Genomic DNA, 17,154 nt, shown 5'->3' with positions numbered 1-17,154 from the left:
TTCTCCTCACGCTGCGGTGACGCGCACGGTTTCGACGACGTTGCGCAGATAGCCGGCCGGATTCCACAACGGATCCATCGGCTGGGTGTCGCCCGCATTGTTGGTGGCACGCACCTTCAGGTCTGAGGGGCCGGCCGCGAGTTTTACCGGCAGCTTCCATTCACGGAATGCGTATTTGCCGAGATCCTTGCCGAGCCTGGCCGGCATCCAGCTCTTGCCGCCGTCGGTCGAGACTGCGACCTCCTTGATGCCCTTGCCGCCGTCGAAGGCGATGCCGCGCAGCATGGTTCGGCCTGCCTTGATCCTGGCGCCGTCGGCGACGCTGGTGATGAACGAGCGCACGGTGAAGCGGTTGATCGGGATCGTCGCCTTCGGTGCGGTGCCGGGCTCGACCGCGTTGTTCGGCGTATCCGGAATCCGGTAGGCGGACTTCATCCAGAAGCCCTCGAACACGCTGTCGATGACGTTGATCTCGTTGAGGTGCTTTACCCAATAGGTGCCGTAATAGCCGGGCACCACGAGGCGGAGCGGGAAGCCGTTGAGGAACGGCAGGTCCTCGCCGTTCATGCCCCAGGCCAGCATCACCTCGCCGTCGCGCGCGTGGTCGACGTCGAGCGCCTTGACGAAATCCGGGGTCTTGTCGCTGACCGGACCGTCCATGCCGTTGAAGGTGACCTGTTTGGCGCCGGCCTGCACGCCGGCCATGTCGAGCACGGTCTTCAGCGGCACGCCGTGCCAGCGCGCGCAGCCCATCGCGCCATTGCCGAGCTGGCCGCCGGCGACCCGCGGATTGAAGAAGCCGCGGCTGTTGCCGGAGCACTGGTTGACGGCGACGAGCTCGGTCGCCTTCAGCTTCCTGATCTCCGTCAGCGACAGTTTGAGCGGCTTGTCGACCTTGCCCTTGATCTCCAGCGTGAACTTGTCCGGATCGAGATTGTAGGGGAGGTCGGCGAGGTGATAGCGGACGAAGAATGCGTTGTTCGGCGTGAGCGGGCCGTCGTTGAAGATCGCAAATGGCGTTTCCAGCTGCGGCGGCCGGCTGGTCAGGCCGATCATCGGGCGCTTCTGCGGGTAGCGCACCAGCGGCCGTTCGCCATTGCCGAACGGCAGCGTCACGGTGTCGAGGGCGAATGCGCCCCTTGATCCCAGCCCCGTCACCAACGCGGCCAACCCGGCGCGCTTCATCAAGTCTCGTCGATCGAGCATTCCGCTTCCTCCGAAGCTGTTCTGTGGTGAGCCGGTCATCACCAGGCTCACCCTTGCCTTGTGCGCGTTCGCATCATGGAATGCGCGCGGCCGCAAATGTCGCACCTGACAAGGGCAAGTCAATTGAGCTTTCGCAGCGTCCGACAGCGTTGCGTCGCAACAACGAAAAGCCCCGGTCGCATTGGCGACCGGGGCATTTCGATCCAACCGGAGGGTTCGATCAGTAGCAGACGTTCACGGTGCGATAGCGATAGCCGTAGGGCGTCAGCACCAGGCGGGTGGCGTAGCAGCCGGAGTCGACGAAGCCGACGGCGATGCCCGGGCCACCCCAGAAGTGATGGTGATGCGGATGCCAGAAGAACGGCTTGGCGGAGGCCGAGGTCGGCGCCAGCGCGGCGGCACCGAGGGTTGCGGCAGTAGCGAGAGCAAGCGTGACTTTGCGAAGCATGGTCGTCTCCTTCAGATGCGCGTTGAACTCTGTCGCGGCGCGGTTGCAGTGTTACCCATCGCCAGTCAGTCGCATCCGGCATCGGGCACGTTCGAGCATCTCTGCTGGACGCGCGCTTGGATGTGCGGAAGGTCACACTCGGAGTGGGGTGGAGATGAACCCGGTCAGGCCGCGACGGCGCGATGGTCGTCGACCAGCGCGGCGAGGATGCGCGTCGCTTCGACGGTGCGCACGGTCATCGGCTCGTTGCGGCCGCGGATCGCGACCTCCTGGGCCGGCAGGGCATCGTCGGCGAGGCCTGCGGTGACGCGCACCTCGTCCGAGATCACCGCCTCGCAGGCCAGCGCCTTGGTCATGTCCTGCAGCCTTGCCGCAACGTTGACGGCATCGCCGAGCGCGGTGAACACCATGTGGTCGCGATAGCCGATATCGCCGACGATCACCTCGCCGCCATGGATGCCGATGCCGAAGCGGATCGGCTCGCGCAGATCGTGGCTGAGGAACTGGTTCAGCTCGTCGATATTGGCCGCGATCAGCGCTGCCGCGCGCAAGGCCTGGCGGCAGGCCACCTGCCGCTCGGTGGTAAGCCCGAACAGCGCCAGCATGCCGTCGCCGATGAACTGGTTCGGCCGCCCGCCGGCTTCCAGCACCGCCTGCGACACCGCGCCGAGGAAGCGGTTGACGATGAACACGGTGTCGAACGGCAACCGCTTCTCGGCAAGCTGCGTCGAGCCGCGCATGTCGACGAACATGCTGACGAGGTAACGTTCCTGGCCGACCCGCGTCGGATTGGTGGCGTGCGCATTCGCCGACATCGTGTGCGGCAGGAACAGCTGGAAGAAGTTCAGGTCGGAGGTCGGCCGCAACTGGCAGGCCAGCCGGATCGACGGATCGTCAGTGCCGACCCGGTGCAGCACGAAGGCTTCGCGCGGCGAGGGCTCGGGCAGGGCGGCGTGATCGCCGATGATACGGATGCGGCAGGTCGAGCAGCGCGCGCGGCCGCCGCAGACGCTGGCATGCGGCACGTTGTAGCGCAGGCTCGCTTCCAGCACGCTCAACCCCTTCGGCACCCGCAGCGTGCGGCCGTTGCCGTAGGACAGCGCGATCATGCCGCCGCGGCGCTCCAGCAGGGCACGCGCGCCGCGCGCCAGCAGCACGAGGCCGAGCAGGCCGAGATAGCCGATCGTCAGGCGGTCCGTGATCTTCTCGAGCGTGGTCGCCTGCGCGGCCGTCCCGAGCTTCTGCACCGACAATTCCTCGCGCCGCCAGTCGGGATCTTGATAGTCTTCCATCGTGGCGCGGCCGCCCTGATAGATGCCGAGCATCGCCAGGGTCGGGATCAGCACCGCGGCAGCGAGCAGGTATGGTGCGGCGCGCGTAAAGAATGGACGCAGCCGCAGCCAGAAGTACAGGCCGATGCAGCCATGCACCCAGGCGATCACCAGCACCGCCAGCATCAGCCACAGCCGGTTCGGTGACGAGATGAAGAATGTGTAGAGCTCCTGCGGGTAGAGCTTCTCCTGTCCGTACAGGGTCTGGCCGAGCCGCACGCCTACAACGTGCGCAACGATCAGCATCGGGACGCTGAGGCCGAGCGTGAGCTGCAGCGGCTCGATCGTCTTCCAGTGGAACTCGCGGCGCTGATACAGCGCCCAGATGCCGAGCGCGGTGTGCACCAGGCAAGCACTGTAGAAGGTGATCGCGACAGGCAGGAATTGCCAGAATTCGGTGTGGTAGTACACCCCGATCGCGAGCGCCTCCGTCGAGATATTGCCGAGCGCGTGGTTGAGGAAATGGCTGATCAGGTAGGCGAACATGATCGCCCCCGTGACCAGGCGGATCTGCCGCAGGCCGACGCCGCGGGCCAAATCCTGTAGATCCTGCAGGTGCTCGCGCGAGGGGGAGGCCATGTGATTCATGATCGGCAAGTCTAGTGCTTAATTCCCACGCTGAACACCACCGCGGGTCCGGACGGGCCGTGACAGCGGGCACTGCAGCACGTTGACACTCCGTTAAGAGTCGAACAAAAAGCGCCGTGACGATAGCTCCCGCCGATAACAACAGCGTTAAGCCGGCCCGGTCGCGCGCGCCGGATTGGCGCGGCGTCATCGCCGTAGTTGTCGCCATGACCGCAATGCGGCTGGTCTATGCCCATGCGCTCGATCTGCGCACCGACGAGGCCTATTACTGGACCTGGTCGAAGGAAAACGTGCTGTCCTTCCTCGACCATCCGCCGATGGTGGCCTGGTTCATCCGCTTCGGCACCGTGATCCTCGGCGACACCAATCTCGGCGTCCGCCTCGGTGGCATCGTTGCGATGCTGGCGACCCAGCTGTTGCTCGCCGACATCGTCCGCCGCGTGACATCCAACAATGTCCGCGCCGTGATGCTGGCGCTGCTGCTGCCGGAGGCGGCGCTCTATTACGGGCTCTTGATGGCCAAGGTGGCACCCGATACCGCGCTGATCCCGTTTTCGGTGGCGATGCTGTGGTCGCTGGTGCGGCTTGCGCAAAGCAATGACGGGCGCTGGTGGCTCGCCGCGGGGCTGTTTGCCGGGCTGGCGCTGTTGTCGAAATTCACCGCGATCATGTTCGCGCCGGCGGTGCTCGCCTTCGCGCTCGTGCCGGATTGGCGTTGGCGCTGGCTGCGCAGCCCGTATCCTTACCTCGCCGCGCTGATCGCGATCGTCGTGTTCTCGCCAGTCTTGATCTGGAATGCCGAGCACGATTGGGCCTCGTTCCGCTTCCAGGCGGTGCGCGCCACCGCCGAGCGCGACTTGACGCTCCGCACCCTCGGCGAGTTCATCGGCATGCAGTTCGGGCTGGTCGGCTTTGTGCTGCTGCCGGTGACGCTGTTCGGAACGGCGCTGACGGCATGGCGCGGCTATATCAGGCGCGAGCCGGTCGCGATCCTGCTGGCGACGGCGGTGCTGGTGCCGTTTGGCTACTTTCTTTGGAAGTCCTTGACCTTGCGGGTCGGCGACACCTGGCCGATGTTCCTATGGCCGGCCGGCTTTGCGGCGGTTGCCATCAATGTCACAAGGATGCCGTTCGAGGGCTGGTCGGTCGGACTGGTCAAATCGACGGTCTATTGGGCCCGAACCGCTGTCACCACCGGCATCGTGTTCGTCGTCTGCGTCTTCTTCTATTACATGTTCGCGCCGTGGAATCTGATCGGCCGCACCGATCCGATCGGCACCGAGGCGGGCTACGATCTGGTGGCCGCGCGCACCCTGGCGCAGGTGCAGGCGACCGGCGCGACCTGGGTCGCGACCACGGATTACCGCACCTATGCGATGCTGCGCTGGTTGCTGCGCGGGCGGGTGCCGGTCATCGAGGTCAACGAGCGCGGCCGCTTCCAGGGCTTTGCCGATCCCGGCATGAGCGTGATCCGCGACCATGTCGGCATCTATGTCGGGCGCGAGCCAGAGAACAATCTGCCGCTGTGGAGCGAGACATCAGCAGTGCGTCAGCCGCTGGAGCGCGTGACGCGGAGCTGGCGCGGCATGGTGATGGACACCTATGCGCTGGAGAAGATCAACGGCTGGACGCCCGATCTGTCGCCGCCGCCGGACACCACATTCTACCGCTGGCGCGTGCTGGCGATGCGTCTGGAGCCTTGCGAGATCACCTTCTCCCCTTGTGGGAGAAGGTGGCAGCCGAAGGCTGCCGGATGAGGGGTCTCTCTCCGCGGGAGCGGTGCGCGTGGATGGATACCCCTCACCCAAGCGAGTGTGTGACGAGTATCTGAGCTGCCCTCTCCCACAAGGGGAGAGGGCGCAACAACTGGCATCGTGCTGCGTTGAAAAGGCGAGGAGCTATTCCTCTTCCTCGCGCTTGCGGATCAGGTCTTTCGCCAGATCGGTCAGCGCGGGGCGCGGCAGGGCGTTGAAGGGGAGCGGGCGGGTCACGTCGATCGCGGCGAGGCCGAGCCGTGCGGTCAACAGGCCGTTGAGCATGCCTTCGCCGAGCCGCTGCGAGAGCTTTGCCGCGATGCCGTGGCCGAGCATCTGCTGGATCAGGCTGTCGCTTGCGGCCATGCCGCCGGTGATCGCCAGATGAGCGATGACGTGGCGCAGCAGGCGGATCATGCCGAGCGCGCCGGGCCGGCCGCCATAGAGCCGCGCCAGCTGGTGGATCATCCGCAATGACGCCACGAACACGAACAGCACGTCGATCATCGCGCGCGGGCTGACCGCGGTGACCACGGAGACGCGCTGCGCGGCGGTCGAGACCAGCCGCCGCGCCTCCTCGTCGAGCGGCGTCATCAGCTCGCGTTCGGCGAGGCGGATCATGTCGGCGCCGTCGATGATGTCGTCGGTGTGGCTCTGCACCGCGCTGCGGGCGCGGGCGAGCTGCGGGGTCCGGTGCGCGAGCTTGAGCAGGTCGGCGACAACAGCCCGGCTCGCGGCGCGGTCGTCGCTGACCAGCACCTCGGCGGCGCGCAGATGCAGCTTCTCGATGGTCGCAAGCCGCGCGAGACCGATGAGCTCGCGCATTGTAACGACCGCCAGCGCCACTGCGGCGATGACGGCAAGCCCCAGTCCGAGGAAGCCGAGGCCCTCGTTGCGCGCAAACAGATCCTCGACCAAATTGATGACGCCAAGCCCGGTGCCGAGCACCACGAGGCCCGCGACCGCGCTCCAGAACAGCGTGCCCCAGCGAAAGCCGCGGCGTTCCGGCAGCAGCGGCGTATCTGTTGGCACCGGGAGCTGCGCGGGCTCGGCCTCAGGTACGATCTGGATCGTGCCGCGGCTGAGGCGGCCGCTGTCGTCCGGATCCATCACGACCACGCCGGGATCGTCGAGCTTGAACGTCGCCGGCCGCCGCGGGGGCGTCTTCTCGTTCATTGCAGTTTGTCTCCGATCAGGAACTGGAGGGCGCGGTCAAGGCGGATGTGAGGCAGCGCCGGCTCCGCATCGCCGTTTCGTTCCAGCTTGGGCGGGCGGAAGCGCAGGAAGCGGTAGTCGGCCGCCTCGGCGCCGGCGCTGGAGAGGCCGCGGAATCCGCCGTTGAACAGCTCCTCCGGATTGTCGGGCAGGTCGCCCGGAAAGGTCGCGACCTCGGTCTCGCCGTCAAGCCGCTCGCCATTGGCGACCTCGCCCGGCGCCGGGGTGCCGAGGATCGACGGCAGCCTGTCGCGGCCGCGGGTGACCTGCGCCTCGCGGGTGGCGCGCACCGCGGCAAGCGCCACCACGTCGATCGCAGCACCGGCATATTCGGCGCGCTCGGCGGCCTTGGCCACGATCCGCCGCAGCACGGCCTCCAGCCGGTCGTGGCTCTGGTGATGCAGATGATCGGCCTTGGTCGCCGCGAACAGGATGCGGTCGATGCGCGGCCGGAACAGCGCGCTCAGCATCGTGCTGCGGCCGATCCGGAAGCAGTCGAGGATGCCGGCGAGCGCGGCCTCGAGGTCGTGCAGTGCCTCGGGACCGGCGTTGAATGCGGCCAGCGCATCGGCGAGCACGATCTGGCGATCGAGCCGCGCGAAATGATCGCGGAAGAACGGCCGCACCACGACGTCCTTGTAGGCCTCGAAGCGTCGCCGCATCATCGCCCACAGCGAACCGTCGGGCGCGCTGCCGTCGACGGGCACGTCGAGCGGCGCAAAGGTCAGCGCCGGCGTATTGGCGAGATTGCCCGGCATCAGGAAGCGGCCGGGCGGCAACAGGCTCATCGCAAAGCGCTCGTCGCGGCAGGCGCGCAGATAGTCGGTGAACAATCTTGCCTCGGCGAGCGCCGCCTGCTCGTCCGCTTTGCCCTCCGGCTTCAGCGTTGCCAGATGCGCGTGCCAGGGCGCCGCGAGTTTTGCGCGCAGCGGCTCGCGCGACAGCGCAAGGCTTTCCGCCGACCATTGCTCGTAGCTCTTGGCCAGCAGCGGCAGGTCGAGCAGCCACTCGCCGGGATAGTCGACGATGTCGAGGGTCAGCGTGCGGTCCGCGCCATTTTGCCGCTGATACTCGATCACCAGCCGAAGCTCGGAGATGTCGGTGGTCGAGCTCGGCCATTTGAGCTCCTCGACCAAAGTGCGGACATGGCTCTCATAGGCAAAGCGCGGCACCGCATCGTCAGGTTGCGGTGCGAGATAGGCGCGCGCGATCCGCCCCGAGGCATAGGGCTCGAACACCGGGAAGCGGCCGCCGCGGGTCAGGCCGTGCACCAGCGCGGTGATGAACACGGTCTTGCCGGCGCGCGACAGCCCGGTGACGCCGAGCCGTACCGTCGGGTTGAAGAAGCCCTCGCCATAGTCGAGCAGCGCCCGCGCCGAGAGACGCGCTTCCTCGACGATATCTCGAAACCTGGGGGGCATGGAGGGTTAACGAAAGGACCCGGCAGGAGGAGCCAAAAGGGGCGGGCGATCACCCGCAAGGTGGCGATTATCAGGGCAAAATCAAGCTTCACATTTCCGGCGCCTTTGCAGGCGAGGGGTTGAACGTGCCGCGACATCAGCGATACCCATAATCTGTCGGCCCACAGGAAAGCCTGCATGACGGTCTTCCGCCTGAAGCAATTCGCCTCGACCTCGATCCACGCGGCCGGCGCCGCTCTGTGGAACTACGACCGTGCCGAGCTGATCGCCGACGGCGTCGTCCACATCATCGGCGTCTGTTTCGGGCTGGTTGCCGCCACCGCGCTGATCGTGCTGACCGCGGTCTATGCCGGTCCGTTCGACGTTGCCGTGGTGTCGGTCTATGTCGCGGGCCTGCTCGCGATGCTGGTGTTGTCGGCGACCTATAATCTCTGGCCGGTGTCGCGCGCCAAATGGGTGCTGCGGCGCTTCGATCACTCCGCGATCTATCTCTTGATCGCTGCGACCTATACGCCGTTCATCGTGGAACTGAAGGACAGCACTTTCGCGCTCGCGCTGCTCGTCGGGGTGTGGTGCGTGGCGATCGTCGGGATCTGGCTCAAGCTGCGCTATCCCGGCCGCTTCGATCGGGTCGCAGTCGGGCTCTACCTTGCGATGGGCTGGAGTGGCATCATGCTCTACGACCGCGTCGTCAAGGCGCTGCCGGCGATGGCGCTCGGCTTTGTGCTGGCCGGCGGCATCCTCTACAGCCTGGGGGTGATCTTCCACTCCTGGCGGCGGCTGCGCTTCCAGAATGCGATCTGGCACGGTTTCGTGCTGCTCGGGGCCGCCTGCCACTATACGGCGGTGTTCGACGTCGTGCTGGCGAGCTGAGCCTTTCGCCATCTGCGGCGGATGGGCTATCATGATCCCGATAGGCTTGCCCGCTCTCTCCCGTCACCCTGAAGAGCGCGGTACGCGCGTCTCGAAGGGTCGACGCCACCAGCTGGGCCGTGCATCCTTCGAGACGCGCTCCGCGCTCCTCCAGCGACAAAGGCGCAGCCTTTGCGCGGGGATGACGGGACGCACGGGATAGGGTGGGCAAAGCGATAGCGTGCCAGCTAAAGATATCGGGAGGATGGCCATGCAGGTGGCGGGTAAGGTTGTGGTGGTCACCGGCGGTGGCAATGGCATCGGCAAGGCGCTGTGCGAGGCGTTCCACGCCGCGGGCGCATCCAAGGTCGTGGTGGTCGACCTCGATCACGCGGCGGCCGAGAAGGTCGCGGCCTCGGTCGACGGCGCCGCCTTCAAATGCGATGTCGGGCAGGAGAAGAACATCCTGCACGTGATCGACGAGACCGAGCGAATGTTCGGCCCGATCGCGCTGTTCTGCTCCAATGCCGGTATCGGCGGCGGCTTCGATCCGTTGTCGAAAAATGCCGGCGGCACCTCGGACGAGCCGTGGTCGCGGAGCTGGGCGATCCATGTGATGGCGCATGTCTATGCCGCACGGCATCTGGTGCCGCGAATGAAGGCGCGCGGCGGCGGCTACTTCCTCAACACGATCTCTGCCGCGGGCCTGCTGTCGCAGGTCGGCAGCCCCGCCTATTCGACCACCAAGCACGCCGCGGTCGGCTTTGCCGAAAACCTCGCGATCTCGCACCGCGCCGACAACATCAAGGTTTCGATCCTCTGTCCGCAGGGCGTCGAGACCAACATGCTGCGCTCGATCCCGAGGGGCCCGCAATCCGGCGATGGCGATCTCTCCGCGGAGCAGGTCGCGCAGGACGCGATCAAGGGCATCGAGCAGGAGACCTTCCTGATCCTGCCGCACCCGCAGGTGCTCGGCTACATGCGCAAGAAGACCGAGAACTACGACCGCTGGATCGGCGGCATGGCCAAGATCCAGGCCAAGATGCGCGAGACGCACGGGAAGTGAAATCTGTAGCCGAGGCTGGCCGCGCATGTCGCTGCGACGTGAGGTGAGCACGCTGGTCAGGCTCCCTCCCCCCTTGCGGGGGAGGGTTGGGGAGAGGGGTAAGCCCCGAGCGAGATGATTGAAGTGCGTCGCGCTTTGGCAACTTCGATCGCGTATCGTTGAGACTCATATTGAGAGAGTGTGCCGTGTGACACCCCTCTCCCTAACCCTCCCCCACAAGGGTAGGGCTATCGCATATGGGCGAGGACGGAGAGAAGGAAGTCGTTATTCCATCTGGCCTGGAGCATTTTGTGGCTGGTGCGCGTGGGACCTGGCGTGGCTTGTAGAGCGTTAAGTGCCAGCTTTCGGATGGCGGCAAGATTTTCGGCGGCATGGCCCTTGCGGCTACGGCAGGCGTCTTCGTCGAACAGAACGTCGAGAACCCAATGCAAGTTGTTCTCGATACCCCAGTGGGCGCGGACGGCCTCGAGCAGCTTCTTGGCCGACAACCGGCGTGAGGCCAGAAAGTATCGGGCCGTGTGTTTGGCTGTCTTGCCGGCCTTGGCGCGCCAACTATCGATGCGACCGACGACAGCGATAGCAGGGAAGCTGTATTGCTTTGCCAAGTCTGGGGCCGGCACGACGATGGCCTGCCGGCGCTCGATGCGGCCGTGGGCCGATGTCCTTCGCTGGCTCGCCCGCGCTGGCTTCCGGGCCGTATCGAGCAGCGCCTTGACGGCTTTGAAGAGCCGGCCGCGATTACTCTTGATGGCCAATACATAGTGGCCCTTCCGATCGCGGATGGCCTGCGCCGTGTCGGGCCGGCAATGCAAGGCGTCGGCGGTGACAAGAGCACCATCCAGATCGAGCAGGGCGAGGACTTCGAGAGCGCCGGCAATCTCGTTGCGATTGGGAGCCTTTCTCTGCGCCAACGCCATGCGCGTGCCTGCCGCCCAGACGTTGACCATATGTAGCGGCGTAGCCCGCCGGCCACGCGTGAAGGCTCCGCGCAACGCCTTGCCGTCGATGCTGACCACGCCCTTGACGCCGAAGCTCTTGCTGAACTTACGCAAAACCGCTTCCAGACCCTTCGGGTCCAGCACGCGGAAGACGTTGCTGAACGTGTCGTGGCTAGGAATACCGTGTCCAAGCTCCAGGAACTTCCGCAACAGCTGCTCTCGGCCTTTGCCGAAGAACTCGAACTCGGTGCAGGTCTTGGCGCCGGCCAGCGTCGCCGCCAAGGCAATGACGAGGATCTCCAACAAATCGTGTCGCGTGTTGCCGGCGCGTGGATCCTTGAGCGGTCGAAACAGGCGCCTGAGTTTGCGCATTTGGGTCTCCCTCGACAATCGAGAGACCCCCAAAGAATCCAGTTCCAACCGCTTGGCAACACCCCTCCTGAGCCATATGCGATTCCCCTACCCACAAGGGGGGAGGGAACCCGTCCGCCGGTGCCATCCTCACGGGCCTCACTCCCTGCCGAGTTGCGCGATCCTGTCGCGCAAATACGTATCCATCAGATCGGGCGCCGAGGCGCCGAACATTCTGATGCGGCCGGTGTGCAGCAACAGCAGCAGGCCGGTCGCGTGCGCGAAGCAATCCACCATCACCGTATTCGCCTTTAGCCTGGACGCGCCGAGCGCCTCGGCGGCTTCCGCAATCGGATGCAGCGCAGCCTCCAGCGCGGCGTTCAGCTCGTGGTCACGGTCGTGGCCGAGCCCGGCCGGCTTCATGCCGCCGCGGAACAGATAGAAGCCGAGATCGAGGTCGCGTGGATGCTCCGCGTAGTAACGGAAGAAAGCCATGCCAGCGGAATGCAACTTCTGTTTGGCGCCGCGCGTCGTCGTGACCGCGGCGCTGACGGCCTGGCCGAGCGAGGCCAGCGATTGCCGCAGCACCTCGGCATAGATCGCTTCCTTGGAATCGAAATGGAAATACAGCGCCGCCGGGGTGTAGCCGGCCCGGGTCGCGATCGCCCGCAGGCTCGCGCCCTCGAGGCCTTCCTCGACAAACACGCTGCGCGCCGCATCGAGGATCAGCTCCCGCTTGTGGCGGCTGACCGCTTCCTTCCTGCTCTCGCGCATCTGCATGTTCAGGCGAATCCGTCTTGACTCAATTCTAACACCGTTAGATAATTTAACAGTGTTAGAATAAATGAGCAAGGGAGAACGCCATGCTGATGACGGCTGCGGACTACCGGGAATCCCTGCGCCGCTACAAGCCGCGGGTCTTCGTCAATGGCGAGGCGGTCGCGAGCGTCGCCGACGAGCCGTTGCTGGCGCCGGGCGTGGCGGGTGTCGGCGTGACCTACGATTTCGCGCATCGCGCCGAGCACGCGCCGATCATGACGGCGCGGCAGGGCACCTCGGGCAAGACGGTCAACCGCATGCTCCACATCAATGAGAGCTCGCAGGACCTGCTCACCAAGCTCGAGGCGGTGCGGCTGGTGTGCAGGACATCGGGCTGCGCGCAACGCTATCTCACCCATGATGCGCTCAACGGCCTCTATCAGGCGACGAAGCTGACCGACGATCGGCACGGCACCGATTACAGCCAGCGCTTCCTCAACTACCTGCACGAGGTGCAGGACCAGGACCTGACGCTCGGCGTTGCCATGACCGATGCCAAGGGCGACCGCTCCAAGCGGCCGGGCCTGCAGGCCAATCCGGACGTCTATGTCCACATCAAGGAGCGCCGCGCCGACGGCATCGTGATCCGCGGCACCAAGGCGATCGTCACCGGCGCGCCCTATATGCACGAATTCCTTGTCATGCCGTGCCGCACCCATGTGCCCGACGACAGGGATTTTGCGGTATGTTGCGCGGTGCCGGTCGATGCGCCCGGCGTCACCATCGTCGCGCGCCCGGCCGGCCGGCCCGGCGATGCCGCTGCGAAATTCTCGGCGAAATACGGCCAGTCGGTCGGTGTCGTGATCTTCGACGACGTGTTCGTGCCGCATGATCGTGTCTTCCTCGCCGGCGAGACCGAGGAGGGCGGCTTCCTCACCACGTCCTACGCCACCCATCACCGCCACTCCTGCATCGGCGCGCGCGCCGGGTTCGGCGATCTTCTGATCGGCGCCGGCGCCCTGATGATCGAGGCCAACGGGCTCGATGCCGAGCAGCATGCGCACATTCGCGAGGCGATGGTCGAGCTCATCACCATCACCGAGAGCTTCTACGCGTGCGGCGTCGCGTCCTCGGTCTACTGCACGAAGGACCCCGCCGGTTCGGTGATGCCGGATGCGGTGTTCTCGAACATCGGCAAGCTTTTGCTTGCGACCAAGATCTACGACATGCACCGCGTGGCGCATTACGTCTCTGGCGGTCTGATCGTCGCGCTGCCGGGGCCCGATGAGGACCACAATCCGGAGACGCGCGCCTCGCTCGCCGCTGTCATGGGCGGACGTCCCGACATCCCGGCCGAGCAGCGCGCCGAGGCGGCGCGGCTGATCGAGGACCTCACGGTCTCGCACCAAGCCGGCTGGTACTCGGTGATCTCGCTGCATGGCGGCGGTTCGCCGGAGGCGATGAAGCGCGAGATCTGGCGCAACTATCCGGTGATGGAGAAGGCCGAGCTGGTCGAGAACCTGCTCGGCCGCGGTCTCGTCGACGAGGGACAGCGGGTGTCGAAGCAGCCCGGCCGCTGCTGCGCCACCGGCTGCGAGGTGCCGGCGCCATCAGCGCCTGCGCTGGAGCAGGAGCCTGCACTCGTGAGGTGAGCACGCTCGTCAGGCAACCTCCCCCAACGCAACCGGGGTGTACCCCGGTTGCGCATTGCAAATTTGCGCAAGTCGGGCAGGCCCGACTTGCGTCGGGGGAGGGCTGGGGAGAGCGGTAAGCCCCAGGCGAGATGATTGAAGTGCGTTGCGCTTTGGCAACTTCGATCGCGCATCGTTGAGACTCATACTGAGAGAGCACGTCGTGTGGCACCCCTCTCCCTAACCCTCCCCCGCAAGGGGGGAGGGAACCCTTCCGCTGGTGCCCTCCTCACTGCGTGCGTCAGAAGTCCGCCACTTGATCGGCGCGATCTTACGCCTTCTGCGTGTAGAGCAGCGGCACGGCGGAATCCACCATCACCTCGATCAGGCTCGCGCCCTGATGCGACAAGCCGCGCTTGTAGGCGCTCGCGAGCTCGGCCGATTTCGTCACCCGCACTGCATCGCAGCCCATGCCTTCGGCGAGCTTGACGAAATCGATGCCCGGCAAATCGAGGCCTGGCACGTTGCGCACCTGCATCACCTGGCTGAACGAGCGCATCGCGCCGTAGCCGGAATTGTTGAGCACCACGACCGTCAGCGGCAGCTTGCGCTGTGCGGCGGTCCACAGTGCCTGGATCGAATACATCGCCGAGCCGTCGCCGATCAGGCATACCGTGCGGCCCGCGCTGCGCCCGAGCGCCATGCCGACCGCGGCCGGCAGGCTGTAGCCGAGGCCGCCGCTCGCCATGGTGTAAAAACTGTCCTGGCCGCGCATCGGCATCGCCTTCTGCATCAGCGGGCGGTGTGACGGCACTTCCTCGACCAGCGCATCGTGTGGCCCCATCGCGGCCGCGAGCGCGTGCAGCGCGTATTCGGCGGGAATCGGATCGCCGGCCGCGGGCGCCGGCGGCAGGACGCGTCCCGCGGCTGCGGCGCGCCTGGTCTCGGGCAGCATCTCGAGCAGCGCCGACAACGCCGGCTTCATGGTCGCGACGATGCTGTGGCCGGTGGGTGTCATCGCAGCAGCGTCCGGATCGTCGGTGATCTGGAAGATCGTGGTCGCGCCGTCGAAGATCGCGGCATGGCCCTCGACATGGAAGGTGAACACCGGCGCGCCGACCACGACGACGAGATCATGATCGCGCAGCGCGTCGGAGAGCTGGCCTGGTGCGGCATGCAGGAAGCCGGCAAATTGCGGATGCCGCTCGGGGAACGAGCAGCGCGCCGAGAACGGGCTGGCCCAGACCGCAGCCTTGGTCTTTTCGGCGACCTTCACCATGAGATCGACGGCTTGCGCGCGATCGACGGAGGGGCCGACGACGAAAGCAGGGCGCTTGGCTTCGCCGAGCGCCGCCACCAGCGCCTGCATCGCGGACGTATCGGGGCCGACCTCGCGGCTGACCTGGCGCGCATCGAGCGGCTGCGTCGCATGCGCCCAATCGTCGATCGGCACCGAGACGAAGGTCGGCCCGCAGGGCGGCTGCATTGCGACATAATAGGCGCGCGCGATCGCCGCCGGCACGTCCTCGGCGCGCGCCGGCTCGACGGCGAATTTCACGTAGGGACGCGGGAATTCGGACGCGCGCTCGGCATAGAGGAACGCCTGCAGCGGCATGATCGAACGCGCCTGCTGTCCCGCGGTGATGACGAGCGGGGTCTGGTTGCGATAGGCGTTGTAGATGTTGCCGAGCGCGTTGCCGACGCCGGCCGCCGAATGCAGATTGATGAAACCGGCATTGCGCGTCGCCAGCGCATAGCCGTCGGCCATGCCGACCACCGAGGCCTCCTGCAGGCCGAGCACGTAATCGATGTCGTCGGGCCAGTCGCTCAGGAACGGCAATTCGGTTGAGCCGGGGTTACCGAAAACCTTCTGGATGCCCCACGCGCGCAGCAGGCCGAAGGTGGCGTCTTTGACGGTGACGGCTTTGCGTGTGGCGGCGGGCTTGCGGGACGACATCGAGCGGTTCCCATTTCTGTCTTGTTATGTTCCGTCATTGCGCGCGGCAAAAGCGGAAAGGCAATCCACCTGTCGATGGATTGCCCGGCGATGTCAAGCCGCTGCGCCGATAGTTGCCGCGGCAACGGCCGAAAAACTGCGTGATCAATTCGCCTTCTGCAACGCCGCCGTCTGCTTGTCGAGCTGCTTGTCGAAATCCTGCTCGAGGCCCGCCACATAGCTGGCGTTTTCGCCGGGCTTGACGAACGGGTTCGGTGCGCCGTCCTTCATCTGCGCGCGCTTGGCCTGCATGTCGTAGACCTCCGGATGCGGCCCGAGCAGCACGTCGACCTTCATTCCCTTGACCTTGGCGAAGGTCGAGCGGTAGTCGTCGACGATGCCGGCATAGGTGGGGCGGCCGACCAGCCGGTTCAGCGCCACCGTCCCGCTGCAGAAGAACAGCACGTTGCGCTCCTGGTTGCCATCCTTCACCGTCATCTCCCAGCTGGTGCAGCCGGGCGAATGGCCGGGCGTGGTGTGCGCGGTCAGCGTCACGTCGCCGAGCGTCACCTTGTCGCCTTCCTTCACGGTGCGGTCGACCTTGACCGGCGGAAAGCCGAGATCGGTGTTCTTTTCGTCGCCGGGATAGTAGCCGCCTTCGAGCAGCGGCTTGTCGCGTTCGCCGGCAATCAGCTGCGCGCCGGTCTCCTGCTTGATCTCGGCAAAGCCGCCGGTGTGATCGAGATGGGCATGTGTGTTGAGGATGTCCTTGATGTCGGCGACCTTGAAGCCGAGCTTGGCGATGTTGTCCTTGATCATGCCGGTCGACTGCTGCATCGCCGTATCCATCAGGATCAGCCCTTGCGACGTCTTGATGATGTAGACCGCGATGCCGTCAGTGCCGACATAATAGATGTTGCCGATCAGCTGGAACGGTTCGAACGGCGCGGTCCATTTCTTCATGACCACGGCCATGAATTCCTTGAGCGTCTGTGCCTGCGCACCGGTTGCGATCAGCGCGAGCGCACACAGCGCGGCTGCGATCGTCCTCATGGTTGCCTCCCTGTTTGTTGTTGTTCGTGCGGGCGCACTATGCGGGCTGGCAATGCCGATCGCAAGCGGCGGACGGCCGGCATTTTGCTGAGCCGCCATGCAGGCGGCGAACCGTCCGCCGCGTCCCTGTTCCCCGGGGTCAGCTTGCGTATTGGGCGATGCCGTTGCCGAATGACCAGTTTTCCTTGGCGACCTCGACCAGGCTGATGAAGATATCGTCCGGGCGGCCCTGCAACTGGTTCTGGAAATCGTCCACGATCCGCTTGTAGAACGCCTTCTTCATCTCGACCGAACGCCCGGCATTCAACGTGATCTGGATGAAGATGAGATCGTCGCTGTCGCTGTTGCCGAGATAGCTTTCGGCGTAGTTCAGGTCGCCGCGATCATGCTCGGTGATGATCTGAAACTTGTCATTCTGCGGCACGTTGATCACGTCGAGCATCGCCTTGTAGACGATCTCGCCCAGGGTCTTGCGGTATTCGGCGGACTTGCCGCGTTTCAGGTCGATACGAACGAATGGCATGGTGGTCTCCGTTTGTTGTGCGGGGGTCGGCCGGGTCGGCCCCGTGTGATCGAGACGCTGCGACGGCGCGAATGCTTTCGCG

Annotated in this window: 14 protein-coding genes; 4 read left to right on the top strand and 10 right to left on the bottom strand. The window is 65.6% G+C overall.

The annotated features are described in order from the left end of the window. Window positions 1-6: 6 nt before the first annotated feature. The 3 genes from WDM24_RS32700 to WDM24_RS32690 all read right to left on the bottom strand — a co-directional run bounded on the left by WDM24_RS32700 (window position 7) and on the right by WDM24_RS32690 (window position 3,573). Complete coding sequence (locus WDM24_RS32700) at window positions 7-1,206, bottom strand: molybdopterin-dependent oxidoreductase (protein WP_338828701.1); 1,200 nt, start codon at window positions 1,204-1,206, stop codon at window positions 7-9. A gap of 220 nt (window positions 1,207-1,426) precedes the next feature. Continuing rightward, window positions 1,427-1,654, bottom strand: coding sequence for a hypothetical protein (locus WDM24_RS32695; RefSeq protein ID WP_029080319.1), 228 nt, complete (start codon window positions 1,652-1,654; stop codon window positions 1,427-1,429). A gap of 164 nt (window positions 1,655-1,818) precedes the next feature. Further along, window positions 1,819-3,573, bottom strand: a complete 1,755-nt coding sequence (locus tag WDM24_RS32690) for an adenylate/guanylate cyclase domain-containing protein (protein WP_414645643.1) — start codon at window positions 3,571-3,573, stop codon at window positions 1,819-1,821. A 206-nt stretch (window positions 3,574-3,779) separates the two neighbouring features. Here WDM24_RS32690 and WDM24_RS32685 point away from each other — a divergent pair, with 206 nt between their 5' ends. Further along, entirely contained in the window at window positions 3,780-5,330 is a 1,551-nt protein-coding gene (locus WDM24_RS32685) for a glycosyltransferase family 39 protein (protein WP_338832488.1), read from the top strand. Window positions 5,331-5,471: 141 nt separating this feature from the next. On the opposite strand, the gene WDM24_RS32680 is transcribed toward WDM24_RS32685, so the two are convergent. Beyond that, complete coding sequence (locus tag WDM24_RS32680) at window positions 5,472-6,503, bottom strand: TIGR01620 family protein (protein ID WP_338828700.1); 1,032 nt, start codon at window positions 6,501-6,503, stop codon at window positions 5,472-5,474. Then, complete coding sequence (locus WDM24_RS32675; protein ID WP_338828699.1) at window positions 6,500-7,963, bottom strand: YcjX family protein; 1,464 nt, start codon at window positions 7,961-7,963, stop codon at window positions 6,500-6,502. Before WDM24_RS32675 ends, WDM24_RS32680 begins: the two co-directional genes overlap by 4 nt. 177 nt (window positions 7,964-8,140) lie before the next feature. Here WDM24_RS32675 and trhA point away from each other — a divergent pair, with 177 nt between their 5' ends. Together trhA and WDM24_RS32665 are read left to right on the top strand one after the other, a co-directional pair. Then, window positions 8,141-8,836 (top strand): PAQR family membrane homeostasis protein TrhA, encoded by a 696-nt coding sequence (gene trhA / locus WDM24_RS32670; RefSeq protein ID WP_338691539.1) that lies wholly within the window; start codon window positions 8,141-8,143, stop codon window positions 8,834-8,836. 250 nt (window positions 8,837-9,086) lie between these two features. Continuing rightward, window positions 9,087-9,881 carry an SDR family oxidoreductase gene (locus tag WDM24_RS32665; RefSeq protein WP_338828698.1) on the top strand — a complete coding sequence of 265 codons (795 nt, stop codon included), beginning with the start codon at window positions 9,087-9,089 and terminating at the stop codon, window positions 9,879-9,881. A gap of 227 nt (window positions 9,882-10,108) precedes the next feature. Here WDM24_RS32665 and WDM24_RS32660 read toward each other — a convergent pair whose 3' ends face one another. Both WDM24_RS32660 and WDM24_RS32655 read right to left on the bottom strand, forming a co-directional pair. Then, entirely contained in the window at window positions 10,109-11,191 is a 1,083-nt protein-coding gene (locus tag WDM24_RS32660; protein WP_338821920.1) for an ISAs1 family transposase, read from the bottom strand. Window positions 11,192-11,329: 138 nt separating this feature from the next. After that, a complete protein-coding gene (locus tag WDM24_RS32655) occupies window positions 11,330-11,944 on the bottom strand; it encodes a helix-turn-helix domain-containing protein (RefSeq protein WP_338828697.1) in 615 nt (204 codons plus the stop codon). Between the two features lie 89 nt (window positions 11,945-12,033). On the opposite strand from WDM24_RS32655, the gene WDM24_RS32650 reads away from it, so the two are divergent. Next, window positions 12,034-13,581 carry a 4-hydroxyphenylacetate 3-hydroxylase family protein gene (locus tag WDM24_RS32650; RefSeq protein ID WP_338828696.1) on the top strand — a complete coding sequence of 516 codons (1,548 nt, stop codon included), beginning with the start codon at window positions 12,034-12,036 and terminating at the stop codon, window positions 13,579-13,581. A 310-nt stretch (window positions 13,582-13,891) separates the two neighbouring features. Here WDM24_RS32650 and mdlC read toward each other — a convergent pair whose 3' ends face one another. The 3 genes from mdlC to WDM24_RS32635 form a co-directional block, all read right to left on the bottom strand. Then, the gene (gene mdlC / locus WDM24_RS32645; RefSeq protein ID WP_338828695.1) at window positions 13,892-15,517 is read right to left on the bottom strand and encodes a benzoylformate decarboxylase; all 1,626 of its coding nucleotides are present in this window, start codon (window positions 15,515-15,517) and stop codon (window positions 13,892-13,894) included. A gap of 144 nt (window positions 15,518-15,661) precedes the next feature. Beyond that, entirely contained in the window at window positions 15,662-16,549 is an 888-nt protein-coding gene (gene blaBJP / locus WDM24_RS32640) for a BJP family subclass B3 metallo-beta-lactamase (RefSeq protein WP_338828694.1), read from the bottom strand. Window positions 16,550-16,688: 139 nt separating this feature from the next. Then, window positions 16,689-17,072 (bottom strand): tautomerase family protein, encoded by a 384-nt coding sequence (locus WDM24_RS32635; RefSeq protein ID WP_338828693.1) that lies wholly within the window; start codon window positions 17,070-17,072, stop codon window positions 16,689-16,691. Window positions 17,073-17,154: the final 82 nt, after the last annotated feature.

The sequence above is a fragment of the Bradyrhizobium sp. 27S5 genome (assembly GCF_037217225.1).
Lineage (GTDB): Bacteria > Pseudomonadota > Alphaproteobacteria > Rhizobiales > Xanthobacteraceae > Bradyrhizobium > Bradyrhizobium septentrionale.
Note: the sequence above shows the minus strand (reverse complement) of the source record. Positions and strands in the feature narration are given on the sequence as shown.